The 26843-nt window shown below is 60.9% G+C and carries 29 protein-coding genes and 1 pseudogene; 15 read left to right on the top strand and 15 right to left on the bottom strand.

Annotation, left to right across the window (positions count from 1 at the left end):
• Window positions 1–43: 43 nt before the first annotated feature.
• The 6 genes from WNY61_RS17460 to WNY61_RS17485 form a co-directional block, all read right to left on the bottom strand.
• Window positions 44–1366 carry a pitrilysin family protein gene (locus WNY61_RS17460; protein WP_342852722.1) on the bottom strand — a complete coding sequence of 441 codons (1323 nt, stop codon included), beginning with the start codon at window positions 1364–1366 and terminating at the stop codon, window positions 44–46.
• On the bottom strand, window positions 1363–2709 hold the full coding sequence (locus WNY61_RS17465) for a pitrilysin family protein (RefSeq protein WP_342852723.1): 1347 nt from the start codon (window positions 2707–2709) through the stop codon (window positions 1363–1365). Before WNY61_RS17465 ends, WNY61_RS17460 begins: the two co-directional genes overlap by 4 nt.
• Before the next feature lie 64 nt (window positions 2710–2773).
• On the bottom strand, window positions 2774–3289 hold the full coding sequence (locus WNY61_RS17470) for a DUF3035 domain-containing protein (RefSeq protein WP_342852724.1): 516 nt from the start codon (window positions 3287–3289) through the stop codon (window positions 2774–2776).
• Window positions 3290–3341: 52 nt separating this feature from the next.
• Entirely contained in the window at window positions 3342–3830 is a 489-nt protein-coding gene (gene lspA / locus WNY61_RS17475; RefSeq protein ID WP_342852725.1) for a signal peptidase II, read from the bottom strand.
• 15 nt (window positions 3831–3845) lie between these two features.
• Window positions 3846–5432: a bifunctional phosphoribosylaminoimidazolecarboxamide formyltransferase/IMP cyclohydrolase gene (purH, locus tag WNY61_RS17480; RefSeq protein WP_342852726.1), complete on the bottom strand. Its 1587-nt coding sequence runs from the start codon at window positions 5430–5432 to the stop codon at window positions 3846–3848.
• 16 nt (window positions 5433–5448) lie between these two features.
• Window positions 5449–7197 carry a heparinase II/III family protein gene (locus WNY61_RS17485; protein ID WP_342852727.1) on the bottom strand — a complete coding sequence of 583 codons (1749 nt, stop codon included), beginning with the start codon at window positions 7195–7197 and terminating at the stop codon, window positions 5449–5451.
• Window positions 7198–7363: 166 nt separating this feature from the next.
• On the opposite strand from WNY61_RS17485, the gene WNY61_RS17490 reads away from it, so the two are divergent.
• Window positions 7364–8113: a PhnD/SsuA/transferrin family substrate-binding protein gene (locus WNY61_RS17490; RefSeq protein ID WP_342852728.1), complete on the top strand. Its 750-nt coding sequence runs from the start codon at window positions 7364–7366 to the stop codon at window positions 8111–8113.
• A gap of 3 nt (window positions 8114–8116) precedes the next feature.
• On the opposite strand, the gene WNY61_RS17495 is transcribed toward WNY61_RS17490, so the two are convergent.
• Window positions 8117–9388, bottom strand: a complete 1272-nt coding sequence (locus WNY61_RS17495) for an RsmB/NOP family class I SAM-dependent RNA methyltransferase (RefSeq protein ID WP_342852729.1) — start codon at window positions 9386–9388, stop codon at window positions 8117–8119.
• A gap of 97 nt (window positions 9389–9485) precedes the next feature.
• Between WNY61_RS17495 and WNY61_RS17500 the strand changes: the two genes are divergently transcribed.
• Window positions 9486–9788, top strand: coding sequence for a DUF1674 domain-containing protein (locus tag WNY61_RS17500; protein ID WP_342852730.1), 303 nt, complete (start codon window positions 9486–9488; stop codon window positions 9786–9788).
• 6 nt (window positions 9789–9794) lie between these two features.
• On the opposite strand, the gene WNY61_RS17505 is transcribed toward WNY61_RS17500, so the two are convergent.
• A complete protein-coding gene (locus tag WNY61_RS17505) occupies window positions 9795–10154 on the bottom strand; it encodes a dihydrodipicolinate reductase (protein ID WP_342852731.1) in 360 nt (119 codons plus the stop codon).
• Between the two features lie 76 nt (window positions 10155–10230).
• Complete coding sequence (gene dapB / locus WNY61_RS17510; protein WP_342852732.1) at window positions 10231–11049, bottom strand: 4-hydroxy-tetrahydrodipicolinate reductase; 819 nt, start codon at window positions 11047–11049, stop codon at window positions 10231–10233.
• Between the two features lie 96 nt (window positions 11050–11145).
• Here dapB and rbfA point away from each other — a divergent pair, with 96 nt between their 5' ends.
• The 9 genes and pseudogenes from rbfA to WNY61_RS17555 all read left to right on the top strand — a co-directional run bounded on the left by rbfA (window position 11146) and on the right by WNY61_RS17555 (window position 18435).
• Window positions 11146–11577: a 30S ribosome-binding factor RbfA gene (rbfA, locus tag WNY61_RS17515; RefSeq protein ID WP_050770335.1), complete on the top strand. Its 432-nt coding sequence runs from the start codon at window positions 11146–11148 to the stop codon at window positions 11575–11577.
• Window positions 11574–12320 (top strand): phosphodiester glycosidase family protein, encoded by a 747-nt coding sequence (locus WNY61_RS17520; RefSeq protein WP_342852733.1) that lies wholly within the window; start codon window positions 11574–11576, stop codon window positions 12318–12320. The genes rbfA and WNY61_RS17520 overlap by 4 nt, the downstream gene beginning before the upstream one ends.
• 78 nt (window positions 12321–12398) lie before the next feature.
• The gene (gene truB / locus WNY61_RS17525) at window positions 12399–13325 is read left to right on the top strand and encodes a tRNA pseudouridine(55) synthase TruB (RefSeq protein ID WP_342852734.1); all 927 of its coding nucleotides are present in this window, start codon (window positions 12399–12401) and stop codon (window positions 13323–13325) included.
• Window positions 13326–13841: a DUF1643 domain-containing protein gene (locus tag WNY61_RS17530; RefSeq protein ID WP_342852735.1), complete on the top strand. Its 516-nt coding sequence runs from the start codon at window positions 13326–13328 to the stop codon at window positions 13839–13841.
• Between the two features lie 154 nt (window positions 13842–13995).
• Window positions 13996–14369 (top strand): annotated as a pseudogene (locus WNY61_RS17535) (calcium-binding protein); the annotation flags it as partial.
• Between the two features lie 222 nt (window positions 14370–14591).
• A complete protein-coding gene (locus WNY61_RS17540) occupies window positions 14592–14891 on the top strand; it encodes a hypothetical protein (RefSeq protein WP_342852736.1) in 300 nt (99 codons plus the stop codon).
• 168 nt (window positions 14892–15059) lie between these two features.
• The gene (rpsO, locus tag WNY61_RS17545) at window positions 15060–15329 is read left to right on the top strand and encodes a 30S ribosomal protein S15 (protein WP_007118755.1); all 270 of its coding nucleotides are present in this window, start codon (window positions 15060–15062) and stop codon (window positions 15327–15329) included.
• A gap of 279 nt (window positions 15330–15608) precedes the next feature.
• A complete protein-coding gene (gene pnp / locus WNY61_RS17550) occupies window positions 15609–17744 on the top strand; it encodes a polyribonucleotide nucleotidyltransferase (protein WP_342852737.1) in 2136 nt (711 codons plus the stop codon).
• Between the two features lie 67 nt (window positions 17745–17811).
• The gene (locus WNY61_RS17555; RefSeq protein ID WP_342852738.1) at window positions 17812–18435 is read left to right on the top strand and encodes a sulfotransferase family 2 domain-containing protein; all 624 of its coding nucleotides are present in this window, start codon (window positions 17812–17814) and stop codon (window positions 18433–18435) included.
• Here the strand turns inward: WNY61_RS17555 and WNY61_RS17560 are convergent.
• The 5 genes from WNY61_RS17560 to WNY61_RS17580 all read right to left on the bottom strand — a co-directional run bounded on the left by WNY61_RS17560 (window position 18417) and on the right by WNY61_RS17580 (window position 22841).
• Window positions 18417–19550: a nitrogen fixation protein FixF gene (locus tag WNY61_RS17560; protein WP_342852739.1), complete on the bottom strand. Its 1134-nt coding sequence runs from the start codon at window positions 19548–19550 to the stop codon at window positions 18417–18419. The two genes, WNY61_RS17555 and WNY61_RS17560, sit on opposite strands and share 19 nt — an antisense overlap.
• 52 nt (window positions 19551–19602) lie before the next feature.
• The gene (locus WNY61_RS17565; protein ID WP_342852740.1) at window positions 19603–20256 is read right to left on the bottom strand and encodes a peroxiredoxin; all 654 of its coding nucleotides are present in this window, start codon (window positions 20254–20256) and stop codon (window positions 19603–19605) included.
• A gap of 184 nt (window positions 20257–20440) precedes the next feature.
• The gene (locus WNY61_RS17570; RefSeq protein WP_342852741.1) at window positions 20441–21088 is read right to left on the bottom strand and encodes a pseudouridine synthase; all 648 of its coding nucleotides are present in this window, start codon (window positions 21086–21088) and stop codon (window positions 20441–20443) included.
• Between the two features lie 48 nt (window positions 21089–21136).
• Window positions 21137–21595: a GAF domain-containing protein gene (locus WNY61_RS17575; protein WP_342852742.1), complete on the bottom strand. Its 459-nt coding sequence runs from the start codon at window positions 21593–21595 to the stop codon at window positions 21137–21139.
• A gap of 73 nt (window positions 21596–21668) precedes the next feature.
• Complete coding sequence (locus WNY61_RS17580) at window positions 21669–22841, bottom strand: acetyl-CoA C-acyltransferase (protein WP_342852743.1); 1173 nt, start codon at window positions 22839–22841, stop codon at window positions 21669–21671.
• 87 nt (window positions 22842–22928) lie between these two features.
• On the opposite strand from WNY61_RS17580, the gene WNY61_RS17585 reads away from it, so the two are divergent.
• The 3 genes from WNY61_RS17585 (at window position 22929) to WNY61_RS17595 (ending at window position 25542) form a co-directional block, all read left to right on the top strand.
• Window positions 22929–23267 carry an STAS domain-containing protein gene (locus WNY61_RS17585; RefSeq protein WP_342852744.1) on the top strand — a complete coding sequence of 113 codons (339 nt, stop codon included), beginning with the start codon at window positions 22929–22931 and terminating at the stop codon, window positions 23265–23267.
• A gap of 4 nt (window positions 23268–23271) precedes the next feature.
• Window positions 23272–23739, top strand: a complete 468-nt coding sequence (locus WNY61_RS17590) for an ATP-binding protein (protein ID WP_342852745.1) — start codon at window positions 23272–23274, stop codon at window positions 23737–23739.
• A gap of 225 nt (window positions 23740–23964) precedes the next feature.
• Window positions 23965–25542 carry a gamma-glutamyltransferase family protein gene (locus WNY61_RS17595; protein ID WP_342852746.1) on the top strand — a complete coding sequence of 526 codons (1578 nt, stop codon included), beginning with the start codon at window positions 23965–23967 and terminating at the stop codon, window positions 25540–25542.
• A gap of 36 nt (window positions 25543–25578) precedes the next feature.
• Here WNY61_RS17595 and hspQ read toward each other — a convergent pair whose 3' ends face one another.
• Complete coding sequence (hspQ, locus tag WNY61_RS17600; RefSeq protein ID WP_132444127.1) at window positions 25579–25905, bottom strand: heat shock protein HspQ; 327 nt, start codon at window positions 25903–25905, stop codon at window positions 25579–25581.
• A gap of 301 nt (window positions 25906–26206) precedes the next feature.
• On the opposite strand from hspQ, the gene WNY61_RS17605 reads away from it, so the two are divergent.
• The gene (locus WNY61_RS17605) at window positions 26207–26797 is read left to right on the top strand and encodes a lytic transglycosylase (RefSeq protein ID WP_342852747.1); all 591 of its coding nucleotides are present in this window, start codon (window positions 26207–26209) and stop codon (window positions 26795–26797) included.
• The last annotated feature ends 46 nt before the right edge of the window (window positions 26798–26843 follow it).

Here is a 26843-nt window from a genome sequence, read left to right on the forward strand (position 1 = left end):
GAGACAAGTTGAAAGCGCCGCCCCCGTGGGAACGGCGCTTTTTTCATTCTTGTGGTGGGGCTGACGCTTCGAGGCCTTCAGGTTGGCCAACCACCACGAAATGCAGGTTTTCCGGGTCCAGCAAGTCAGCCGCGACGCGTTTCACATCCTCCAGCGTGACCGCCTCGACCTTGTCGTTGCGGGTGGCGATATAGTCGGTCGGCAGGCCGAGCATCTGCATGCCGACAAGGATGTTGGCAATCGGGCTGTTGCCGTCAAACCGCAGGGGATAGGCGCCAGTGATATAGGTCTTGGCGGCCTCCAGTTCCTCTTGCGTGATGCCTTCAGCAGCGGCTTTGGACCATTCGGCGCGGATCACGTCAATCGCCTCGCCAATACGGTCATTGGCCGAACTGACGGACCCGAGATAGGTCTCAGCCAGATCACGCGGGGCGAGGTAGGAATAGACGCCGTAGGTTAGGCCGCGCTTCTCACGCACCTCGGTCATCAAGCGGGATTCGAAACCGCCACCGCCGAGAACGTGGTTCAGCACTGTGGCGGTGAACCAGTCGGGATCATCCTGCGCGAGGCCCGGCTGGCCGAAGATCGCGACGGATTGCGGCGTAGCGAAATCGACCAGCGTGGTGCCAGCAGGAATTTCCACATCCGCACGCGTCGGCATCGGCGCGCCTTTAGCTGGCAGATCGCCCAGCAAGGTGTCGAGCAGCTCGCCTAGTTCTTCGGGCGTGATGTCCCCAACCGCGCCCACATAGATACGGTCACGGGCCAGCACGGCGCTCTGGGCCGCGATCAGATCGTCGCGGGTCAACCCGGCTACCGATTCCAACGTGCCATTCAGCGAACTGCCGTAGGGGTGGTCGCCAAAGGCGATTTTGTCAAAGGTCTGCCGGGCGATTTCATTGGGGTCTTTCTGGTTCGACTGGATATTTGAGATTACCTGTCCACGCACACGCTCAACAGCGTCTTCGTCAAAACGCGGCTCCAACAGCGCGGCCCGCAGCAGCTCGACGGAGGCGTCGCGGTTTTCGGTCAGGAAACGGGCGGAGACGGAAAGCGCATCATCTGACACGTCAAAGCTGAGATTGGTGGCCAGTGCTTCGGTCTCGCGGCTAAAGGCACGCGCGTCCATGTCGCCTGCGCCCTCTTCCAATAGGCCGGTCATCAGGTTAATCGCACCGCGTTTGCCGGGAGCGTCCAGTGATGCGCCGCCACGGAAACGGATTTCCAGAGCAACGAAGGGGATCGAATGCTCTTCGACCAGCCAAGCGGTGATGCCGCCGGGGCTGGTAACGGGCTGGATGTCGACTTCGGCTCGGGCGGGGAGTGCGGCAAAGGCCGTCAGGATCAGGGCGTAGATTAGTTTCATTGCGCGTCCTCCTTCATCAGCCAACCGGTGACCGATGCGCGTTTGTCGAACAGGGTGCGGGCAGCCTGCATGATGTTTTCGGCGGTGACGGCTTGCAGCACATCGGGCCAGTCCTGCACGTCTTCGACGGTCAGGCCGATGGCAAGGGCAGAGCCGTAGCGATTTGCCACGCGATCGGCATCGTCGCGGGCGTAAATCTGATCGGCGCGCAACTGTGATTTGAGGCGCTCAAGGTGTTCTGGGTCCACCCCGGCTTCCATGAACTGCACCAATACCTCGTCCAGCGCCTCTTCGGCCTGTTGAAGACTGACACCGGGCACGGGCAGCACGACGACGTCAAAGGTTGTGTCGTCCAGCGTATCGGCTTTGTAGAAGGCGCCGGTGTAATTGGCGATCTGTTCATCGAATTGCAGCTTTTCGGCAAGGTAGGAGGTGGTGCCGCCGCCCAGCAATTCGCTCAGCAACAGCAGCGCCGCCGCTTCCCCTTGGGCACCGCTGTCACGCTCTTGGGCGAGGTAGGAGCGGCGCACATAGGGCTGCGCCACGCGGGCGTCTTTGTAGATCAATCGACGTTCGGCGATCTGCGGCGGCTCTGCAGTGCGCAGGCGTTCGGGCAATTCGGGGTTGGTGGGAATTTGGCCATAAGTCGCTTCCGCCAGATCGCGCACCTCTTCCGGCGTCACATCGCCCGAAACCACAAGGATAGCGTTGTTGGGGGAGTAATAGAGCTCATAGAACGACAACGCATCTTCGAGGTCCAACTCCTCCATCTCATGCTTCCAGCCGATAATCGGCACGCCGTAGCGGTGGTTGAGATATTGCGCGGCGTTGAGCTGTTCGCTGAACAGGGCGGCTGGGTTGTTCTCGGTCCGTTGGTTGCGCTCTTCCAAAATCACATCGCGTTCGGTTTCGATGTTTTCGGGGGTCAGGCGGATGTTTTTCATCCGGTCGGCCTCCATCTCCATCATCAGGCCGAGGCGATCAGCGGCAACGCGCTGGAAATAGGCGGTGTAATCGTAACTGGTAAAGGCGTTGTCGCGCCCACCGTTGGCGGCCACGGTTGCCGAGAACTCGCCCGACTCCAACTTATCCGTTGCTTTAAAAAGCAGGTGCTCCAGAAAGTGCGCCACGCCGGATGAACCCTTAGGCTCATCGGCTGAGCCCGCGCGGTACCAGACCATCTGCTGCACGACCGGGGCGCGGTGGTCTTCGACGACCACGACCTCCATGCCGTTATCGAGGGTGAAATGGGTTACCGCCTCATTCTCGTTATCGCGCGCCTGCGCGGAGGGGGCTGTGAAGAGCGTCGCCACCAGGGCCGCCATCATCGGCAGTCGGATCATTGCTTACCTCGAAATATATCGCCTCCCGCATTACCTACGCGGTCTTGCGCTACTTTCAAGAAGCCTAGCGAAAACGTGTGTCTTCTTGCGGCGGGTAAGACGGCGTGCGCCCGCCTGCGTTGCGCCAACGCTCTGCCTCGCTATAGGCGTCGAGGGTTTGGCGCTGGTAGGCTTGGCTATAGCGATCCACCGGCACGATGCGGAACTGGGTGAACCGCCCTTTGCGCTTGCGGAATTCCGCATCAGATTGGGCCAAGTCGGCCCGAATGCCGGGCTGTACGCCCATCCGGCCCGTATGCTGCACCAGCGCTGCATCGCCAGCGGGGATTGCGGTAGAAGTGTCCAGACGCCCGCCAAAAGCCGCCACACCTTCGGCCACCGCCGACCGGTCGGTCAGGTTCGCCTGCCCCGGCGTGGGCGCGGGCAGCGCGTTCAGATTGTCGGGGCGTTCCAACGGCTTGACCGGTTGAATCAAAAACTCATCTGGCCCGTCAGAGACAGGCTGCAAGTCGCGAAGGCCCTGATTGCTGCAGGCGGCGAGGGCCAGCGGGATCAAGCTGATGAGGGCAATGCGGCGCATGGTGTCTCCTTCCGGGGTCTGCTTGTTCAATATCGCAGGCGAGCGGGCAATGTCACTGACCTTTTTTGCCCCGGCGTTTGGGCGCGGCTTTCGGCTCTCCGGTAAAGAGGATCAGGCCCAAAGCGCCGGCGAAGATGAAGACATCAGCGAGGTTGTAGACGAAGGGGTTGTTTAAGCCACAGCAGGAGTTATTCAAGAAATCCAGCACATAGCCGTATATCAGCCGGTCCGCCACATTTGCCAAGGCCCCGCCGACCAGCAAGCCGCCGCTCAGCTGCGCCCACCGCCCATGCGGGCTGCGCCAGAACCAGAGAGTGACGCCCGCGCAGATCGCCAGTGCCACCGCTATCAGCACCCATTGGCTCATATCCCCACCGAGGCCAAAGTTAATGCCCCGGTTTTCGCCGTAGCGGAAATTCAGCACCGGGGGCAACACCTCGATAGAGCGGATGCGTGCCAGCTCCATCATGTGGATGACCACATATTTGCTGATCTGATCGATCATAAAGGCCACAAAGGCCGCGATGCCGAATGTCCGCATGGGGCTGCCCTTCGCTTAGTGCCGGAAGTGGCGCATGTTGGTGAAGACCATGGCAAGGCCCGCTTCATCTGCTGCGGCGATCACCTCGTCGTCCCGCATCGAGCCACCGGGCTGGATCAGCGCCGTGGCACCGGCCTCAGCGGCTGTGATCAGACCGTCCGCGAAGGGGAAGAACGCATCGGAGGCTACGACCGACCCTTGGGTCAGCGGCGCGTCGATGTCCATGACCTCGGCCATATCCTGGGCCTTGCGCGCGGCGATGCGCGTGCTGTCCACCCGGCTCATCTGGCCTGCGCCGACGCCGACGGTGGCACCGTCTTTGACGTAGATAATCGCGTTGGATTTGACGTGTTTGGCCACGGTCCATGCGAACAGCATGTCGTCGAGTTCTTGATCCGAGGGCTTGCGCTTGGTCACGACCTTGAGGTCATCGCGGCTGACGCGGCCTACGTCTTTGTCCTGCACCAGAAAACCGCCCGAGACTTGACGCACGGCCAGTGCCGCGGCGGCAGGGTCGGCCAGACCTTCGGTGGTCAGCAGACGCAGGTTTTTCTTGGCCGCAAAGATGCGCTTGGCATCCTCATCCGCGCCGGGGGCGATGACAACTTCGGTGAAGATCGCGGCGATGGCTTCCGCGGTGGGGCCGTCGAGCGGCTGGTTCAGCGCGATGATGCCGCCGAAGGCCGAGGTGCGGTCACAGTCAAAGGCGCGCTTATAGGCCTCCAGCATCGTCTCACCCCGTGCCACGCCGCAGGGGTTGGCGTGTTTGATGATCGCGCAGGCGGGGCCGTCTTTAGGGTCAAACTCGCTGACCAGCGCAAAGGCCGCGTCGGTGTCGTTGATGTTGTTGTAGGACAGTTCCTTGCCCTGATGCTGCACGGCATTCGCCAGACCGGGTGCGGTGGAGCCATCGGTGTAGAAAGCCGCCTGTTGGTGCGGGTTCTCACCATAGCGCAGGGTCTGTGCCAGTGTACCGCCAAACGTCCGGCGGCGCGGGGTGCCTGCGACCTGCTCTGCCATCCATGTGCTGACGGCGGTGTCATAGGCCGCGGTGCGGGCGTAGGCGGTCTGAGCCAGGCGCTGGCGCAGGGCATAGGTGGTCTGGCCGTCGTTGGCTTCCATCTCGGCGATCACCTCGGCGTAGTCTTCGACGTCTACCACCACATTGACGAAACCGTGGTTCTTGGCGGCAGAGCGGATCATCGCCGGGCCGCCGATGTCGATATTCTCGATGACTTCGGCGTATTCCGCGCCTTTGGCGACAGTTTCCTCAAACGGGTAGAGGTTCACCACCACCAGATCGATCGCGCCGATGTTGTGCTCCTTCATCGCGCCGACGTGTTCATCATTGTCGCGCAAGGCCAGCAAGCCACCATGCACCACCGGGTGCAGCGTTTTCACGCGGCCATCCATCATTTCGGGAAAGCCGGTGACATCGGCCACATCCAGCACCTCTAACCCCGCCTCGCGCAGCGTGCGTGCCGTGCCGCCGGTGCTGAGCAGTTCGACGCCCCGCGCCGCCAAAGCCTTGCCAAGGTCCAAAAGACCGGTCTTGTCGGATACGGAAAGAAGCGCGCGTTTGATGGGGTGCAAGTCGGGCATGGGGCTGGTTCCTTGGTCAGTCTTCATCAGCATAGGGATCGTCGATCGACAAATCTCGCACGCCAATCGCAGTTTCCTGCGCTTTGGACAAGGACCAGCGCACCCGTGTGGCATAGTTCATGGCATATCCGGTCAGCACAATCTGCTGCGCCGCGCGCGGTTTTAGGCGGGTTGCCTCAAGGTAAACCCCTGGTTCCAAAGACAGATTATGGGTGCCGTCGTGGCGGAACACCCAAATTTCACCGCTTTTCAACGCCATCGAGATTGCAGCCCCGCCAAGGTCGACCGTGGCATCGACATCGGGATGCAGGTGAAAACGAATATCAAAGGGCACGCCTTTAAGCCGCGTGCCGTCCAACGTATTGTCAAACCGCCGCTTCTCGGCATCCTCAATCGCCAGCAGCATGTCCTCCCCCGTCAGCCCGCGCCCGTCTGAGGTGAGTTCAAGCCGCCGCGCGTGGGTCAGACCGTGACTGCTCAGATAGGCGTCGTGGCCCCCATCAAAGCGCAGACCCTCGGCGGTTTCTGCAATCTCCACCGGTACATGGCGCGGCCCGTTGATCAGCGCCTCCTCCCCGGTATGGCGATCAGGCTCGGCCAGCCGCGCGCTGGAATGGCCGACCAGCGACAGCGCCGAATGCGACGGGGTGGCCCGCCCTGCCCGGCGCCACTCCAACCCGAAGGATGCGCCATTGCCGCAGTTCACCACCAAAGGCCGCCGCCCCGAGGTGAGTTCAAACGCCAGTGTGGACGCATGGGCGTTGGCCGAGGCCGCGCCGTCCGGTGGGGCCGCTGCATCGACAATCACGCTGGTGCGCCCTGCCGAAAGCCGCGCATAGCCCATCGCCAGCCCATTAGGCTGCCGCGTTTTGACTTTGGTCGCGGCCAGCGCGTGATCCAGCCAACCTTCCATACCGCGCCCGCCGCCGTGAAATCGCGCCAGCGCCCCATCCGCGTGGCGCAGGCTGCGCAGGGTGGATGCGATACGCTCAATTGCGGTCAGATGCTCTTTGGGCGTGCTGCGGCCTGCATCGCTCAAGGCCGCAGCGGCCCATGTGAGCAGAGTGAAAACGGCGAGCAGTTCTTCGGGGTTGCGGGTCGGCAGGCCGCCCTCGGCGTCGATCTGAATGGCACATTCGCGCGCCAACGCCTTGATTGCCGGGTCGGCCAACTCTTCCAAACCCTCCAGCGAGAGGCCCGCGTAGATCAGTCCGGTCAACGCTTCAAATCGCGCTAAACCCGGCGCACAGGCGCCCCAGCGTTTCGACAGAAAGCGAGTCTGCTGTTCTAGCGAGCGGTAGAAAACGTCGCTTTGCTCTTCTTCCGTCCCCCGCAGCATGAACAGCGCGTGGTTGATCCAGCGGATCAGCCGCCGCCCGGTTAGCGCCGGCGTCCAGCCTGGCCCCTGCCCGCGCCCGAAACGGTCAATCCAATCCCACAGCCAATCCTGCCCCGCCGCCCGCGCCCGTGCATCGCCCACGGCGGCGAGGTCATCCAGCCATGCAAAGCCATGCAGTTCCGCAGCGAATGCCGGGTCGGGCGGGGTGAGATCCCACATGGCTGTCTGCGGCGCGGTCAACAGGCTGCCCGCGAAGAGATAATTCCCCGCAATCAACTGCCGCCCCCGCGCGAAGGAACCGATGGTGCGCGGCTCTGGGGAAGACACAAACCCCGTCATTTGCCCGCGCCCACGGGTCGCGCGCCACGCGTGCCAGCGGTTCAAAAACCGCGCCCTTTGGGCCATGACGCTGGAAAGATTAATCATATCAAGCTGCCCCTGACGCTCTTGTGGCGTTTGGCGGCAGCATAGCCACCGCGCCGCAATGAGTCACCGGATTTTCCCTCACTGTCAGGCAATAGGCGGGGAACGGTCCCTTGCCAGCGCGGGTGGCCGCTGCCTAAACAAGAGCACCTAACCGGAGCGCGCCTTGATGATTGCCAGTCTGATGATGTACCTGCGCCCGGAGACTGCTGGGGCCACGGCTCGGTATTGGGCGTTGATCCGGGACGAACTCGCCACGCGCGGCATCGAGGGCCCTAAGGAATTAAGCAATGAGGTCGAGGAATTCGCGGTTTGGAAGGCGAAAAACCTGACCCTTTCACAGACCTGCGGGATGCCCTACCGCCTGTGGCTGCACGACGGTGTCACGCTGATCGGCACACCTGATTTTGCCGTCGAAAGCTGCCCGCCGGGCTATTACAACAGCGTCTTCGTCGTCCGCGCCGATGATCCCCGTGAAACAATTTCTGATTTTCGCACAGCGCGCTTCACTTACAACCAGACATTCTCGCAATCCGGCTATGCTGCCCCCTATGCCCACTGCAGGGCGGAGGGATTCTGGTTTGAGGATCGCTCGCAAAGTCATGGGCACCGGAACTCAGCCCAAACCGTCGCCGAAGGGCGCGCGGATATCGCAGCACTTGATGCGGTGTCGTGGCGGTTGATCCAACGATATGACGCTTTCGCAGATCGCCTGCGGGTTTTGGACAGCACGGGGGCTACGCCGGGCCTGCCCTATATCGCGGCAGCCGGCGCGGATCGCGCGGCGACATTCGCCGCCCTGCGCGACGCCATCACCCGGCTCACGCCAGAAGACGCTGACACGCTGGGACTGCGCGGTTTGGTGGATATTCCGAAAGCCGCATATCTCGCCGTGCCCTCACCGCCACCGGGCGCGTGACGCTCAGCCTTTGCGCAAGCAGGCGATATAGAACCCGTCCATCCCGCCTTTGTCGGCCCAGAAATCAGGCCGAAGGCGCAGCCCGCCTTCTTCGGTGATCCACGCCGCCTCGACCCCGGCCACGTCCAACGCAGCGCGGTCGACGGTCATGTCACCATGCCGCTCTAGCGCCTCGTCGACCTGCACCTCGCCTTCATCCGGCAGCAGGCTACAGGTGCAGAACACCAGTCGCCCACCGGGTTTCAGCAGGCTCCATGCGTGGTCGATCAGGTCCGATTGCAATTCGATCAGATCGCCGAATTCCGAGCCGTCCTTGGCATAGGGCAGATCGGGGTGGCGACGGATAGTGCCGGTGGCAGAGCACGGCGCATCGAGCAGGATGGCATCGAATTCCCCCTCTACGGCACGCGCGTCTTTGGTCAGCGTCTTGGCCTTGAGACCCACACGGGTCAGGTTTTCCTTCACCCGCTGCATACGGGGATGCGATTGGTCAACGGCGGTGACCTCAGCGCCCGCAGCGGCAAGTTGCATGGTCTTGCCCCCCGGTGCGGCGCAAAGGTCCAGCACGCGCTCGCCTTCCTTGGGCGCCAGCACTCGGACCGGAATCGCGGCGGCGGCATCCTGTACCCACCAGTCGCCTTCGGCAAAGCCGGGCATGGCAGAGACCTGACCGGCGTTCGTCACGCGCACCGATCCCGTGGGCAGGAGTGTACCGCCTACGGCCTCGGCCAGAGCACTCGCATCGCCCTTGGCGGTCAGATCAAGCGGTGCGCCCGCGAAATGCGCCTCTTCCATCTTGGCGATGGCGTCGGCACCCCAAGCTTCGGCCAGCGGGCCGCGCAGCCACTTTGGCAGGCGCGGCGCGCGCAGGGCGTCCCATGCCTCCGGCCCCTGTGCCGCGATCTTGCGGAGCACGGCGTTGGTTAGCCCTTTGAGATGGCTCAGCGTGCGGTGCTGCGAGACGAGGTTCACCATCGTGTTCACGACCCCATGCGCCGCCCCGCCCTGACACAGTTCCACCGTGCCGACGCGCAGCACATTGCGCATCGTCAGTGGCGGCGCCTTTTGCAGGTGCTTTTGCAATAGCCGGTCGGCGCGCTCTAAACCACGTAGCGTATCCTGCGCCAGTCGCTGCGCGCGGGCGCGGTCATCAGGGGGCAGCTTGTCCAGCGCGCCAGAAGCCAGAAGTTCGGACATCAGCCGCGGCTCATCGTCCAAGATCATATCCAGCAGATATACCGCGCTTCTGCGGGCCTGAACGCCTGTGTCTGCCATGATCTTATCCTATCTGGGTCTTGGTTGTGGGGTTGCCGGGTTGTCTGGGCCAGCGGGCGACGTATATCAAGGGAGAACTTGGCTCAAGAGGACCATGATGCCCGATCAACGCCCCATTCCCGACAGTAGACCCGGCCCTGACCCGACTCCAAGCCCCGCGCCGGACCTGCCACCGCATCCCAAGCCTGGGCCAAAGCCCATGCCGGATACGCCGCATGACCCCACACCAACCCCCGGCCCGGATCTGCCAGCCGCCGCTCAACGCGCACTCGCCGAAGCCGCCGCGCGGCGCGATGCCGAAGCAGCGCTCGACCTGCCCGCTGAATTGGGCGGGCGCGACGGGCCAGAGCCTGTGCGCTATGGCGATTGGGAGAAAAAAGGCATCGCCGTCGATTTCTGATCCGCCTTAGCGCAGGTTCAGCACCGCCGACTCGCCCGTACCTTTGTCAGAGGTGAAACGGATTTTCGCCCCGTCGCGCGTGACGACTTGGCAATTATAGCCCATATCTTTGCCGCCCCAGACCAATGTGCGGCAGAAATATCCGTTTTCCCATGTCCATGTGCCAACAACCTCCCAAACCGCGCCTTTGCCAGAGATGGCGCCGCCGGAGGTTACACGCAGATCAACGAGCGGCCGGGTGAGTCTTTTCCCGTTTACGGCCTCCACGAAGTCAGATTTGCTTTGAATACGCGCATATTCCGCCGCTGCCGGTATCGCGCTCAACGCCAATACCGCTGTCGCGGCTAGTGCAAAGATGGACCTCATCGAAACCTCCCTTCGGTGAATCGCCTGCGGCATTCACGTAGCCTGCGAAGGTAAAGTTTCAGCTAAACCGCGTTTTTCAGGTTTTCAGACCCAGCACATCCAGCATGTCATATTCGCCGGGTGCCTGCCCCTGCCCCCAAAGCGCTGCCTTTAGCGCGCCACGCGCAAAGAGCGCCCGGTCTGACGCGATGTGGCGCAGGATGATCCGTTCGCCCGCTGCGGCGAACATCACGTCATGTTCCCCCACAATATCGCCACCCCGGATCGCGGTGAAGCCGATGTCGCCCTTTTCCCGCGCGCCGGTGATTCCGTCGCGGCCCCGGTCGGAGACGTCGGCCAGTTTCACGCCCCGCCCTTCGGCGGCAGCTTCGCCCAGCATCAAAGCGGTGCCTGAAGGTGCGTCAACCTTCTGGTTGTGATGCGATTCGATGATTTCAATGTCGTAATCCGCGTCCAGCGCTGCCGCGACCTGACGGGTGAGTTGTGTCAGCAGGTTCACGCCAAGGCTCATGTTGCCCGCGCGGATGATGATGGCGCCCTGTTCGGCTGCCGGGGCGAGCTGCGCGATCTCATCGTCGCTCATCCCCGTCGTGCCGATCACATGCACGATCCCGGCCTTCGCGGCCTCAGCGGCAAAGGCGATCGTGGCTTGCGGCGCGGTAAAGTCGATCACGGCCTGCACTTTGGCAAAAGCCGCTGCCGCGTCGTCGGTTACGGTCACGCCCGACGCGGTGCCGCCCATTGCTTCGCCAATGTCACGACCAACCCAATCATGGCCTGCCCGCTCAACCGCCGCCGCCAGATGCATTTTATCGCTGGCGGTGATCTCACGGATCAACATTTGGCCCATACGGCCAGAGGCGCCGGTGACGGCAATGCCGGGGGTCTGTGTCATACTCGGTCTCCTGCGGTTCTGGCCGTGACTGGCCGGGTTGGTTTAGCCCGTCGCGGACCGCTTGGCAAAGTGCAACCGAAGCCTTAGATGGGGGTCATGGCAAAGAACAACCTTCATGAGGGCTCCGGCCCGACGCAACGACAACTCCGCGTGGGCGAAACCGTCCGCCGCGCCCTGTCTGATGTCCTCGCACGTGGTGACGTGCATGACACCGACCTCAACCGGCTGTCGATCACCGTGGGAGAAGTGCGCATGTCGCCCGACCTCAAGATCGCCACGGCCTATGTTCTGCCGCTCGGCGGTGAAGGTCAGGATGAGGTGCTCAAGCTGCTGGCGCGGAACAAGAACGAGCTGCGCCGACAGGTGGCCAAAAAGCTCACGCTGAAGTTTTCCCCTGATCTGCGCTTCCAACTGGATCGGACATTCGACCAGATGGACGACACGCGCCGGATGATGAACCAAGATGTTGTACGCCGCGATGCGGATGCACCGGATGATGATGCAACAGATGGCGCAGCGGATCAGTGATCCGCGCCGGTCTGATCGCATTGGCGCTGATCGCGCTGAAAGGCACGCCTGCGGACGCTGCCGAATGCCGCAACATCACGTTTGACGGCAGTTCCTATACCGTTTGCGAAGTGGATTTGGAGCGCGACGATCTGCGGCTCTTTCTCAACGATGACGCAGGCGCGCCCTATGGGTTCTTCGGCTCGCTTGATGAAGCGCTGAAAGCGCAAGGCCTCCGGCTCGGCTTTGCCATGAACGCGGGCATGTACCACGAAGACCGCTCCCCCGTGGGCCACTACATTGAAGAAGGTGTTGAGACGCGCGGCGTGATCGACAATGCGGGGCCGGGCAACTTTGGCCTGCTGCCGAACGGTGTCTTCTGCCTGCGCGATGGCCGCGCCGATGTGATTGAGACCAAGCGCTTTCTTAGGAATAGACCCGCCTGCCGCTTCGCCACGCAATCTGGCCCGATGCTGGTGATTGATGGCGCCCTACACCCGCGGTTTCTACCCAACAGTACCTCGCGCTACATCCGCAACGGGGTAGGCACCAGCGCCGACGGGAAACGCGCAGTCTTTGTGATTTCCAACGATGTCGTGACGTTCCATGAATTTTCCCGGCTCTACCGCGATGAGCTGGACCTGCCCAATGCGCTGTATTTTGACGGCAATATCTCACGCCTGCGCGCGCCGGCTTTACGCCGCACCGGGGCGGGGTTCACCACGCTGGGGCCAATCATCGGCGTCGTCACGCCTGCAAAGTGACTTTTCCCCGGCTCTAGGGCTGGGCAGCGGCGCGCGGCTCCGTTAGAGGGCAGCACCACACACGCGAAGGGGCAAGACATGGCACGCAAACGCAAGGGTCGCGATATTTCCGGCTGGCTGGTTGTAGATAAACCCGCCGGACCGACATCGACCGCCGTGGTCAACAAGGTCCGCTGGGCGCTTGAAGCCAAAAAAGCAGGCCACGCAGGCACGCTTGACCCCGAAGCAACAGGCGTTCTGGCCATTGCCTTGGGCGAAGCGACCAAGACCGTGCCCTACATCACCGACGCGCTCAAAGCCTATGAGTTCACCGTGCGTTTGGGGATTTCCACCAACACCGACGACGCCGAAGGCGAGGTTATCGGCACCTCCGACCTGCGCCCCGACGATGCGGCGATCAAAGATGCGCTGAGCGCTTTCATCGGGGATATCCAACAAGTCCCGCCACAATTTTCGGCCGTAAAGATTGACGGTCAACGCGCCTATAAGCGCGCCCGCGACGGCGAAGAGATGGACATCGCCGCGCGCGCGCTCTGGGTGGAAAGCCTGCTGCTGCTCGACCGGCCTGATGCGGATCACGTCACGCTTGAGATGGTCTGCGGCAAGGGCGGCTATGTCCGCTCCATCGCCCGCGATCTGGGGCAGAAGCTTGGCTGCCTCGGCCACGTCCGCGAGCTGCGCCGCACATGGTCCGGCCCGTTCGAGGCGGCAAATGCCCTAACACTGGCACAGATCGACGAGATTGCCCGCACGCCCGAACTCGACACGCATCTGCTGCCGCTCGCCGAAGGATTGGTTGAGTTGCCCGAGGTGAAAGCCACCCCCGAAGGCGCGACGCGCCTGCGCAACGGCAACCCCGGCATGGTGATAGCGCATGACGTGGAATACGGCGATGAATGCTGGGCCTCACTAGACGGTCAGCCCGTCGCCGTGGGCCGCTTCAAAGCAGGCGAATTGCACCCCAGCCGGGTGTTCAACCTCTCTACGGACACGAACGAGGGCTAAATGGCCCTCATCACCCGCAGCCATACCAAGGGCGATGCGCCCTCGACCGCCGTCTACTCCCCTTGTGAGCTGTATCGCTACAGCCTCACGCGGGTCTGGGACAGCGGCGCGCCCCGGGTGATGTTTGTGATGCTGAACCCTTCCACCGCGACCGAGGTGCAGAACGATCCCACCGTCGAGCGTTGCGAGCGCCGGGCGCGGGTGCTGGGCTTTGGCGGTTTCCGGGTGACCAATATCTTTGCCTTCCGCGCCACCGATCCGCGCGACATGCGCGCCGCCGTTGACCCCGTCGGCCCCGACAACGACACCACGCTTGTTGAGGGCTCTGACTGGGCCGACAGGATCATCGCCGCTTGGGGTGTGCATGGTGCGCATTTGGACCGCGGGCTGACCGTCGCCGCACGGTTGGCGCAGGGGGATAAACCGCTTTACCACCTTGGTCTCTCCAAAGCCGGCCACCCGCGCCATCCGCTCTACCTGCCCTATACCCAGGAGCCGGTTTTGTGGCAGCCCTAGCGCACTGCGCTAGCAACCACGCGTTAACCATTCTCTGTCTATTCCTTTGATTTTAAAGCCGCGCCATGGCCTTTTAAGGGTGGGATGATGTGTGGGGCATCAGCAATGAACGGTGGAACTGCGGATGCTGTGGCTGGCTGGAATGATGGGATTAATGGCGGTTGGCGCTGTCACTTTTGTGGAAATCGAAACACCGTCAGAGGATGATACGCCAGAGGCTGACACCCCGCGCGGCGGCAGCGCTACTTTGAGGGACATCCTTACCGGCAGCGATGCCGGTGAGGCGGTGCAGGGCGGTAGCGGCGACGACCAACTTGGCGGCTACGGCGGGAATGATCTGCTGCATGGTGCTGCTGGCAATGATGATCTGCACGGCCATGACGGCAATGACACACTGTATGGCGACGGTGGCGGCGACAGCCTGCATGGCAATGACGGGGATGATGACCTTTTCGGCGGCGCAGGCAACGACAGCCTCTTTGGCCACAATGGCGATGACTTTCTCTATGGCGGCGCGGGTGATGACGCGCTGCAAGGCTCTGCGGGTGATGACCTGCTGAATGGCGACGCAGGACATGACGCGCTCCAAGGCGGGCTTGGCGATGATGCGCTGCGAGGTGCAACGGCGAAGATACGCTTTTTGGCGGCTGGGGGGATGACACGCTCACCGGGGCGGATGACGAGCAGAGCCGCGACTACCTTAACGGCGGCGGCGGGGATGACCTGATTGTCGCAGGCGCGCAGGACGTTGTGACGTCTGGCGAAGGTACGGATCAAATTATTTTGGGGGATTGGATTACCGAGCAGGGCGCGGCGCAGATCATGGACTATCACGCACAGGATGATTCGCTTTTGTTTGTCTGGGATGACAGCACCGCCACCGGGTCAGAGCCGCCCCTTTCCATCCTGCCCGATCCCGATCAACCGAACCAGACGCTCGTCCTGCTGGATGACATCATCGTCGCGCGGGTGGCCGGAGATAGTGTCGCGCTGGAAGATATTGCTCTGATCCCGCTCAGCGCGGCCCTTGCACTTGTTCCTGCCGCGTGACGCATGCAACCGCCGTCGCACAAATCACCCTTTGCCAAAGGCGCAAATTCGCCCTATACGCCCCCATCGCCTGCTGATTCCGTCAGCGGATGATATCTCCATGGGCCTGAGCTGGACGACATCCCGGCCTGCGCCATCCATTTAAACTCTTTTCGAAAGGAGACCCCGATGTCGATTACTGCTGAAGAAAAAGCAAAAGTCATGAAAGATTTCGGCACCAAAGAAGGCGACACAGGTTCGCCCGAAGTACAGGTTGCCATTCTGACCTCGCGCATCGTCACGCTGACCGAGCACTTCAAGACCCACAAAAAAGACAACCACGGCCGCCGTGGTCTTTTGAAAATGGTCGCGACGCGCCGCAAGCTGCTGGATTACGTTAAGGCCAAAGATGACGCCCGTTATCAGGACCTCATCAAGCGTCTGGGCCTGCGCCGCTAAGCGCACGCCTACCGGGTTTCCCGGTGACAGGACTATTTAAACCTCCCGGCCCACGCCGGGAGGTTTTTTTAATGCGTGCAGATTGTACGATAGCGCAGCGGAAAGAACCCGCCGCTTGCCGTTCGCCCCGACAGAACGCTTCCCATTTGCCTTGAAAACATGTATGCCCGCGCAATCTGAAATCCGGCGCGCGGACTCCTGCGCCTGAAAAAGAAGATACCGGAGTCAGGGGCAATACGGCCCCTATGCAATGGCCAATGGGCCAAAAAGGAAACGTAGATGTTTAATGTAACGAAAAAATCGATCCAGTGGGGCGAAGAGACGCTGACACTGGAAACCGGTAAGGTTGCCCGTCAGGCGGACGGGTCGGTGATTGCCACGCTGGGTGAAACCAGCGTTATGGCCAACGTGACGTACGCACGTCAGCAAAAGCCGGGCCAGGATTTCTTCCCCCTGACCGTGCACTACCAAGAAAAATACTATGCCGCCGGTAAAGTACCGGGTGGCTTCTTCAAGCGTGAGGCCCGCCCCACCGAGAAAGAAACACTGACCGCGCGTCTGATCGACCGTCCGATCCGCCCGCTCTTTGTCCCCGGCTTCAAAAACGAAGTTCTGGTGATGTGTACCGTGCTGAGCCACGATCTGGTGAACGACCCCGATATGGTCGCGATGATCGCCGCTTCCGCCGCGCTGACCATTTCCGGCGCGCCGTTCCGTGGCCCGATTGCTGGCTGCCGCGTGGGCTATGAGGGTGGCGACTACATCCTGAACCCAACGATCGACGACATGCAGGACCTGCGCCTGAACCCTGAGCAGCGCCTCGATCTGGTTGTTGCCGGCACCAAAGACGCCGTGATGATGGTTGAATCCGAAGCCTATGAGCTGTCGGAAGAGGAAATGCTGGGTGCGGTGAAATTCGCCCACGAGCAGATCCAGCCGGTTATCGACCTGATCATCGATCTGGCCGAAGACGCGGCGAAAGAGCCGTTCGACTTCCAGCCCGACGACTACTCTGAGCTGTCCGCCGCTGTAAAAGCTGCCGGTGAAAACGAAATGCGTGCCGCATTCGCCATCGCCGACAAGCAAGAGCGCACCGCCGCTGTTGCCGCCGCCCGCGAGACGATCAAAGGCAAGCTCAGCGAAGAGCAGCTTGAGGACAAGAACCTCGGCTCCGCGATGAAGGGCCTTGAGGCCAGCATCCTGCGCGGCGACGTGGTGAAAACCGGCAAGCGTATCGACGGTCGTCGCACTGACGAAATCCGCGACATCGTGGCGGAAACCGGCATCCTGCCGCGGACCCACGGTTCGGCGCTGTTCACCCGTGGTGAAACGCAAGGCCTCGTCGTGACCACACTGGGTACCGGCGACGATGAGCAGTTCATCGACGCGCTGCACGGCAACTTCAAATCGAACTTCCTGCTGCATTATAACTTCCCTCCCTATTCGGTTGGTGAAGTTGGTCGCGTGGGCCCTCCCGGGCGTCGTGAAGTTGGCCACGGTAAGCTTGCTTGGCGTGCCTTGCAGGCGGTTCTGCCCGCAGCCACAGACTTCCCCTACACCATCCGTCTCGTGTCCGAGATCACCGAATCCAACGGCTCCTCGTCGATGGCATCGGTCTGCGGTGGTTCGCTGTCCATGATGGACGCAGGCGTGCCGCTGAAATCGGCTGTGGCCGGTGTTGCGATGGGTCTGATCCTTGAAGATGACGGTTCCTACGCGATCCTGTCGGACATCCTGGGTGACGAAGACCACCTCGGCGACATGGACTTCAAAGTGGCCGGTACCGAAGCGGGCATCACCTCGTTGCAGATGGACATCAAGGTCGCAGGCATCACGCCCGAGATCATGGAAAAAGCCTTGGCTCAGGCCAAAGACGGCCGTATCCACATCCTTGGTGAGATGAACAAAGCGCTGTCGGGTGCTTCTGACTTCTCCGTCCACGCCCCACGCATCGAGACCATGCAGATCCCCACCGACAAGATCCGTGAAGTGATCGGTTCCGGCGGTAAGGTGATCCGCGAGATCGTCGAAGTCTCTGGCGCCAAGGTCGATATCAACGACGAAGGCATCATCAAGATCGCAAGCGCCAATGGCGACGCCATCAAGAAGGCCTATGACATGATCTATTCGATCGTGGCAGAGCCCGAAGAAGGCGCCGTTTACACCGGCACCGTGGTCAAGATTGTCGATTTCGGCGCTTTCGTGAACTTCTTTGGCAAGCGCGACGGTCTGGTGCACGTGTCCCAGATCGAAAACCGCCGCCTGAACCACCCTTCGGACGTTCTGAAGGAAGGCCAGGAAGTGAAAGTGAAGCTGCTGGGCTTTGACGATCGCGGCAAGGTGCGCCTGTCGATGAAAGTCGTCGATCAGGAAACTGGTGAAGAAGTCGCTAAAGAAGAAGCGGCTGAAGGTTAATCCTTCTCCGGCATTACTGGCCCCGGCGGTTCATCCGCCGGGGTTTTCCTCGGGGGAACCTCACACCATGCCAATCTATCCCGCCCTTAACCTTGTCTTCGTGCATGTGCCGAAAACAGCGGGCGGCGCGATAGAAGAGCTGCTGGAGCCCTATAAGGCCCCCGGACGAAAGACGACGTTCAACCGGCTCGTCGCAAAACTACCCATCAAAAGAGCCATCACCCGCGCCTATATTCCGGGCCATGCCACTGCGCTCTACCTCCGCCGCCGTATGGGATCGAAACAATGGGACGCCTACAGCAGCTTTGCAGTGGTGCGAAACCCTTACGATCAAGCCATATCAGCCTATGAATTCGAGCGGCAGAACACCCGTCATCATCGTCACAGCCGGAGTGTACGGATGAGTTTCCTCGATTACGTGAAAGCGCGCGACCTTGGACAATCCGCTTTTGTCTGCGATCAAAGTGGCCGTGTCATCGTCGACCAGCTTATCAAGTTCGAAAGCCTTCATGCAGACCTCGACGCGTTTTTCGCAGACCTGAACATTAAAGAACGGCTGCCCCGTCAAGGCAGCCGCAATACTTCTGACAAAAAGCCCCGCGAAAGCTACCTCACGCCAGAGGTTATCTCCGTCATCAACACCAAGACGCGCGCCGATTTCGACAATTTCGGCTACGAAATGATGTCCTGACCCGCCCGGCGGCGCAGCTCAAAGGCTAGGTTATCGGGCAAATCATTATAGCTGCCATGCAAAAGGTAGCGGTTCCACAGATAGCCTAAAAACTGCTGACGTAGCATCTCGTCTGGCCGAAAGTCCCGGTTCTGCAACGCTTTGTTTAATGCCGCTGCATCCGCTGCCCGCTGAACCAATCCTTCAATATTATAGCAGGCTTCGCCTAACGTGATCACAGGTTTCTCGTGCAGCAGCGCCTCGATCCCCACGGTCGAGTTCAGTGTCATCACAGCGCGCGATTGTTCCAAAAGCTCAGAGGTGATGTTCCCATTCGCAAAGATCACGCGCGGATGCGGCGGGAGATGATTTTTGACAGAATGCTTAAAGGAGGGGTGTTCTTTAATGACAAATACTTCGTCCGGATTATCCTCGGCTGCTGCGGTCACGACGTCTAAAAAATGCGCCATGTCCCGCACCCAAGGGGAATGTATCGTCACCTGCATGTCCGACGGCACCTGAAAAGGAACAAAGACAAAACCCGGCGCTAGATTAACCTTTTCAAACTGACGTTTGGACGGACGGTTGTTGACCGTCTCCGGTAGGCCTTCAGATGCAAAGTCAGCATCGCGGTAAAAATCTGGGGTTCTGGGGATCGAATTTGCACCATTCAACCCCTTAGGATCAATCTGCAGGGTGTTGGGAAAAAACCCACCCTCTACAAAAACACGCGGAAGGGTACGAGAAACAGCCGCCAAAACAGATTCAGGATATGCCGACCCGTTAAAAATAAGCATACAGTCAGGCACTTGCGCCTTTATCTCTGCCTCAAGCGCCTGCTTCAGCAGCCCCGCTTGAGTCCTTTTCACACGTCGATAAATCCCAGCAACGACTTTGTTGGAAAAGATCTGCGGCACACGGATACGCTTCCGGTTAAGGTTGCCTTGCACCAATGCACCAGCCTCAAGATCAGGAGAGACCACCTGCCCAATAAAAGCTCTCAGCGCCGCGCCCCAGCCCCGCCGCGCGGCCAGACTTCGTAAAACCGCGCCCGTACTTGTACTAAATGTGGTAATATCCGGCGCGAGTTTTGCATCAAACTCTGCAAGCTGATCGCCATCTAGTTTGAAAAACATAGCTGCTTCATTCCCCGGAAGTAAGGGGCCGCAACGCGGCCCCAATCGCGCCTCAGCCCGGCAACTTTGCCTTGCGCAGATAAGGCAGCACAGTATCAAACGCCCCGAACTTCGCCTTGGCGTCCTCATCCGACACCGTCGCGGGAATGATCACATCCTCGCCAACTTGCCAATCTGCTGGCGTCGCCACGCCGTTCTTACCGGCAGTTTGCAAACCATCCAACGCGCGCAGAACTTCGGCAAAGTTACGGCCCACATTCATCGGATAGGTCATGCTCAGCTTCAGTTGCTTATCTGGCGAAATGATAAAGACCGACCGCACAGTGGCGCTGTCATTCGGCGTGCGGCCATCGGGCATATAGGCTTCTGCAGGTAGCATATCAAAGGCCTTCGACACCTCCAAATCCACGTCAGCGATAATCGGGAAGCCGGCTTTTGTGCCCGCAACCTTCTCAATATCGCCCTTCCACTTTTTATGCTCTTCAACCCCGTCAACGCTAATGCCGATCACCTTAGTCCCGCGCTTTTCCCACTCATCGGAAAGCCGCGCCACGGCACCGAATTCGGTCGTGCAAACGGGGGTAAAATCCTTCGGATGGGAAAACAAGATCGCCCAATTGTCACCGACGAACTCATGCAGCGAAAAACTGCCCTGATCGGTTTCGACTGTAAGGTCGGGAATAGTGTCGTTGATACGCAAGCCCATGATATCCTCCGGGTCAATCTGTGAACAGTTAGCCTAGAGGTAATCTCAAACCCCGCAGGTTTCACCCCCCCAATACCACAAAGCACAACTTCCCCGCAGCGCCACCGCCCCCCATTGCTTTCATCCTTTCTTAAATACCGATCCCACACCCGCCTCAGATTACAAGGCTGGGCACGGAGCGCTCTCAGAACGGCGCCTTCACCCGTACCTTGGTCGAAGCCCCACCCTGCGGATGATTAAACCGCAACTCTTCACTATGCAGCATCAGTCGCGGGTAATCCCGCGCCGCGCCGGTGGCATAGAACGGATCCCCGAGAATCGGATGCCCAAGTGCCAGCATATGCACGCGAAGCTGGTGGCTGCGCCCGGTCTTGGGGAACAGCCGCACGCGTGAGGTTACTCCGTCGGTCTTGATCACCTTCCAATCGGTCTGCGCGGGCTTGCCGGTCTCATGACACACCATCTGCAGCGGGCGGTTCGGCCAATCGACGATCAGCGGCAGATCGATAGAACCAGATTTCCCTTCCGGCACGCCCCAGACCCTTGCGACATAGGTTTTCCGCGTCATGCGCTTTTCAAACTGCAGCCCAAGGTGGCGTTGCGCATGAGCAGTCATCGCAAAGATCATCACGCCCGAGGTGTCACGATCCAGCCGATGCACCAGCAATGCTTCCGGAAAGACCGCCTGCACCCGCGCGATCAGGCAATCCGCCAGATGCTCACCCTTGCCCGGCACGCTGAGCAGCCCCGCGGGTTTATCGACCAGCAACACTTCGGCGTCTTCATGCAGAATGACCAGCGGGTCCTGCGGCGGGTTATATTCGCTATCCATAGCTCCCCCTCGCAGATGCCGCCCCGCGGATCAAGCGGGGCGTGGCCTTTAGGCGGCCGCGGCGAAACTGTCTTTTAGGATTGCCGATAGCGCATCGGCATCCGCTTGGGTGAAGGCATTGGGTTGGTCGCTGTCGATGTCAAAGACCCCCAGCAAATCCCCCGCACCGTTCCAAACCGGCAGCACCAGTTCCGACCGTGTCGACGACGCGCAGGCGATATGGCCGGGGAAGGCATCGACATCTTCCACCAACTGCACCTCGCCGGTGCGCGCCGCAGCGCCACAAACCCCGCGCGAGAATGGGATCACCAGACAGCCGTGACCGCCCTGGTAGGGTCCGATTTTCAGCACTTCGGGCGCGGTCACGCGGTAGAAGCCCGTCCAATCAAAACGGTCATCGGATTGATGCACCTCGCAGGCGATGGTGGCCATCAAGGCCACTGCGTCATCTTCGCCCTCGGTCAGGGCGGCGATGGTTTTGGCAAGGGTTTTGTAGTCGACTGTCATGGCGAAACTCATAATTCTGACGGGAAAAGGGAGGCAGGCTGCCTCCCCTTCTGGATGCTAAATGATCCGTAAATCAGGGACGCTCAATCGCGATGGCGGTGCCTTCGCCGCCACCAATGCAAATCGCCGCGATACCGCGCTTCACCCCACGTTTTTCCAACGCGTTCAGCAGGGTGACCATAATCCGCGCGCCAGAGGCGCCGATAGGATGGCCAAGCGCACAGGCGCCGCCGTTGACGTTCACGATATCATGCGAGAGATCCATTTCATGCATAAATGCCAGCGGCACGACGGCGAAGGCTTCATTGACCTCCCAGAGGTCGACGTCCTCTTTCTTCCAGCCAATTCGCTCCAGCAGCTTTTGCGCAGCAGGCACGGGTGCTGTGGTGAAAAGCCCCGGCGCTTGGGCATGGCTGGCGTGGCCGACGATACGCGCACGGATGTTCAGACCCTTGGCTTTGGCGCTGTCCTCTTCCGCCAAAACCAAAGCCGCCGCCCCGTCTGAAATCGAAGAGGAATTTGCCGCCGTCACCGTGCCCCCCTCGCGGAAGGCCGGTTTAAGTTGCGGGATCTTCTCAGGCCGGGCGCTGGCGGGCTGTTCGTCCGCGCTAACCGTAGTGCTGCCCTTGCGCGATGTCACCTCAACCGGGGCGATTTCATCGGCGAAAGCACCGCCTTCTTGCGCCTCAATCGCACGCGAAAGCGACGCCAGCGCATAGTTATCCTGCGTCTCGCGGGTGAACTGGAACCGCTCGGCGCAATCTTCGGCAAAGGTGCCCATCAGGCGGCCTTTGTCATAGGCGTCTTCCAACCCATCCAGGAACATATGGTCGATCACCTGCCCATGCCCCAGCCGCGCGCCTCCGCGCATTTTGGGCAGCACATAGGGCGCGTTGGTCATGCTCTCCATGCCGCCCGCGACCATCACATCGGTATGGCCAAGTGCGATCTGGTCAAAGGCCATCATCGCCGCTTTCATGCCCGAGCCGCACATCTTGTTAAGCGTCGTGGCAGGCACCTCTTCGCCAAGACCCGCCTTGAACCCGGCCTGGCGCGCGGGCGCTTGGCCCTGCCCTGCGGGCAAAACGCAGCCCATCAGCAGTTCTTGCACCTCGGCGGGGTTCATCGTGCCCAACGCGGCCTTGATCGCGCTGCCGCCCAATTCCGCGGCCGAAAGCCCTTCGAAAGCCCCCTGAAAGCCGCCCATCGGGGTTCTGGCTGCACCGGTAATGACAACATTGCGCATCACGTTCTCCTTGAGTTGGGCCGCATACCAATTGGTAAGGTTTTGCGGTTAATCATGTCTGGAACTTCACAGTCTTGAGGCATGTCTATGGAAGTTTCCTCTAAAACAGAAGACCGCTTTTGCGTGGTCAGCGTGCTGCACGAACGGATTGACGCCGCGGCCGCGCTTGAGTTCAAAGACGCCGTGCGCCACGCCACGGCCAGTGCCCCACCGGTGGTGATCCTTGACCTGCACCGGGTCAACTTTATTGATTCCAGCGGGCTGGGCGCGATCGTGGCAGCGATGAAGCATCTGGCACCGCAGCGGGCCTTGGTGCTGGCGGGGCTAACCCCCGCGGTCGAAAAGGTCTTTGCCCTTACCCGAATGGATACGGTTTTTGGCATATTCGGCACTTTAGACGCTGCCTTAACCGCGCATCGGGGATAGCGCGGTGCGGCGGCCCGCCGCGCGGTCTGCGCTATCCCCGTTTGAGCTCAGCATCCACAGCGGCCCTTATGCCGTGCGCGAGGCGCTGGCGCTTTTGTTTGAGGGTCTTACCTGTCTCAAGCTGGAGGCTGAAGAGACCTGCTTAGTAAGGCTCGTATTGGCTGAGATGCTCAACAATATCGTCGAACACGCCTATCCAGACCCGGATCGCCCCGGGCCGATCCATATCGCCTGCCACCACGAACCGGATGGTCTGCATCTCTGTGTCAGTGACGAAGGGTTGCCGATGCCGGATCTACAAGCACCCTTGGGCCTGCCGCAGGAAATTGACGGGCCGATTTGCGACCTACCCGAAGGGGGCTTTGGCTGGTTCCTGATCCGGGATCTGGCCCAAGACCTAAGCTATCAACGTTTGGCGCAGGAAAATCGGATTGAACTGCGGTTGGCGGTGGGCGTGCTAACGTCCGATTAACCTCTACGGCAGGGTGGCCCGCATATTCCCCAAAACGGCCCCTCTGGGATCACATTTGCGCCTTGGTTAAGGGTCATAGTGAAACCTGTAGCTGAGATGGCTTCCCTCGGTGCCGTGTTTAATAGCCCCCACCCAGTACGCGGTGCCGAGGAACTTCCCCCCGCATTGGCAGAACCGAAACGACCGGATAGGGTCGCGCTGACAGACATCAGTGAGGACCTGTAGATGCGCGATTTTCACCTTCCGGGCCGTTCGGCCGTTTTCGCGACGAACGGCATGTGCGCCACCTCGCACCCGTTGGCGGCGCGAGCGGCGGTCGATATCCTTGCACGCGGCGGCAACGCGATGGATGCGGCAATAGCGGGTGCGGTCTTGCTGGGCATTTGCGAGCCGCAGATGACCGGGATTGGTGGGGATTGCTTTGTGCTCTACTCCCCCGCGGGCGGCGAAGAGGTACTTGCGCTCAACGGCTCTGGTCGCGCGCCTGCGGCTCTGGATGCTGCCAAATTGCGAGACAATGGCGAAAAGACCGTACCGCTGCGCTCTGCCGATGCGGTGACAATCCCGACCGCCATTGATGCCTTCTGCCACCTGTCTGAGAGCGTGGGTAAATTGGGGCTGGACGCCCTGTTGGCCCCCGCAATCCACTATGCCGACGCCGGTGTGCCCGTCGCGCCGCGCGTGGCTTTTGATTGGGCCACGGATGGCGGCACCCTTCAGGGGGGCGCGCGGGATCATTTCCTCATCAACGGGAAAACGCCCCGCGTTGGTGACCTCTTCCGCGCGCCGGGCCAGGCCGAAGTGCTGCGCCGCGTGGCCGCGCAGGGGCGCGATGCATTTTATACCGGAGAGATCGCCGAAGACATGATCGCCACGCTGCAAGCCGCAGGCGGCAGCCACAGCGCCGAAGATTTCGCCGCAGCACGGTGCGAGGCCACGACGCCCGTTTCGGGCCAATACAAAGACCTCGAAGTGGTGGAGCATCCGCCCAACGGCCAAGGCGCCACCGCCCTCCTACTAATGAATATCCTGAGCCACTTCGACATCGCCGGAATGGACCCTCAAGGCGCAGAGCGGCTGCATATCGAGGCCGAGGCCACCAAGCTCGCCTATGATGCGCGCAACCGCTTTCTGGCCGACCCGGACCATACGACGCGGCTCGACCACATGCTTGCCCCCGAAACCGCCCGCGGCTTGGCCGCGCTGATCGATCCGAAACGCGCCATGGCCGCTGCCGCGCCGATCAGCGAGGCGGTGCATAAAGATACGATCTATATCACCGTGGTAGACAGTGACGGGATGTCAGTGTCGTTGATCTATTCAATCTTCCACGGCTTCGGCTCTGGCATCGCGTCAGACAAGTTCGGCATCCTGCTGCAAAACCGTGGCGCGGGCTTCACGCTAGAAGAGGGTCATCCGAATGAATTGAAAGGCGGCAAGCGCCCCATGCATACGATCATTCCCGGCGTGATCCGCGAGAACGGTCGCGTCACCATGCCCTTTGGGGTGATGGGCGGAGCGTATCAGTCCTGCGGCCACGCGCGCTTTGCCTCAAACCTCACCGATTTCGGCATGGACGTGCAAAGCGCCATCGACGCGCCGCGGGCCTTTGCCGATGGGCAGGTGATGAAGGTCGAGCGCGGCTTTGGCGATGAGGTCCGCCAGAGCTTGAGCGATATGGGCCATAAAGTTGTGATACCCGACACCGCCATCGGCGGCGCTCAGGCGATCCGGATCCGCGAAGACGGCGTGTTGGAAGGGGCCAGTGACCCGCGCAAGGATGGCTGTGCGTTGGGGTATTGATGGAACGACAGTCTGGCGGGCAATGTCCCGCCGGGCTTAGTTCAACTGGAAGTGTAGCGGATAGGCACCATCGGTGAAGGGGCCGAAGAGATCGGGGATGTCAGGGTGGTCCACCGGCTCCCCCGAATAATCCGCCACGAGGTTCTGCTCAGACACATAGGCCACATAGTAGCTCTGATCATTCTCGGCCAAGAGATGATAGAACGGCTGATCCTTTACCGGGCGGTTCTCTTCGGGGATCGCCTCATACCATTCTTCGGTATTGGCAAATTCCGGGTCGACGTCAAAAATCACGCCACGGAAGGGATGCTTCTTGTGACGGACAATTTGCCCGAGGTGATATTTTGCGCGCGTTCGTATCATAACATGCTGCCCTACCCCTCGACGGTAGTCCTTTCAAGGGGCATTTGTCCAATCATGGTAGCGGTTGGCAGGGAAACAGACTGTGAACCTGCGGCCGACAGTCCGTTTTACCTTAGTCCTCTATAGGTGAGATCAATGCGCTGGTCCGGCCTTCGCGAAATCCCGCCTGCGGGATGCTGCGCGGTCAGCGCATTATCGCCCAGCCTTGCGCGGATTTTCCCAATTTAATGATGTGATGAAGGGGTGGAATCGGTTAAACTACAAAAAAACGTACTTATAAAAAACGAGAGGCGAGAGGCAGATGAGCAAGCATCTTCGCGCAATGATTATCGTGCTGCTGGTAGCATCCTGCGGCGGCGGCCCACAAACGGCCCCGCGTGATCTGGATAACGCCTGCACGATTCTCAAAGAGCGCCCCGACTACCTGAAAGCATTCCGCGCGACCGAGCGGAAATGGGGTGTGCCCATCCACGTTCAGATGGCCACTATCCACCAAGAAAGCAAGTTCGTGGCCGATGCCCGGACACCGTTCAAATATGTGCTGGGCGTGATCCCAATGGGCCGCCAGTCCAGCGCCTTTGGCTATTCGCAGGCCTTGGACGCAACTTGGGATGAATACCTCAAATCCGAAGGCAGCCGCCGTGCCAAGCGCGATGAAATTCGCGACGCAAGCGATTTCATGGGGTGGTACATGAACCAAACCCGCCAGCGGAACGGCATCTCATTGCATGACGCGCGCAACCAATACCTCGCCTATCACGAGGGTCACACCGGTTATGCCCGGCAGAGCTATAACAGCAAAGCATGGTTGGTGGGTGTCGCGGGCAAGGTTGATTCCCGCGCGCAGCTTTATGAACGCCAGATTGCCGGTTGCCGCTTAGGCCGCTGGTAACCGCTGCGCCAAGACCAAACGCAAAACGCCCCGGTCAGCCTGACCG

It is taken from the genome of Sulfitobacter sp. AS92 (assembly GCF_038900015.1).
In the GTDB taxonomy this organism is placed as follows: Bacteria; Pseudomonadota; Alphaproteobacteria; order Rhodobacterales; family Rhodobacteraceae; genus Sulfitobacter.